This window comes from Alkalihalophilus lindianensis (assembly GCF_032843265.1).
GTDB lineage: Bacteria > Bacillota > Bacilli > Bacillales > Bacillaceae_D > Alkalihalophilus > Alkalihalophilus lindianensis.
The window spans coordinates 1-298 of sequence record NZ_JAWJBA010000169.1; the positions used below are offsets into that span (position 1 = coordinate 1).

At 36.2% G+C, this 298-nt stretch carries 1 protein-coding gene; it reads left to right on the forward strand.

What is annotated here, in order from left to right; translation table 11 throughout:
- Positions 1 to 298: hypothetical protein (locus RYX56_RS21800; protein ID WP_317124043.1), on the forward strand; the 298-nt coding region annotated here is incomplete at both ends.

Sequence of the window (298 nt, forward strand, 5' to 3'; positions counted from 1 at the left end):
GAAGAGCCTCTTTAGTAAGCTTTTTAAAACCTATGTGATTGTGACTCTTCTTAGCATCGTAGTCGTCAGCTTTTTTTTCTACCTGTTTTTTAAAAGTTATTATTTTGGGGTAAAAGAACAGCAAATGATCGCTCAAGGCGAGAAAATGGCTGGAATTTTAAGCCCCTTTTTAATGAATCAAGACTTTAGCCGAAGTAATGAAATCATTAATTATTATAATAAAGTAAATCGTTCACAAATGTGGATCGTGAATACGGACAGGAAGCTGGTCAGCGGCTTAGAGGGACAGAAGAATGCT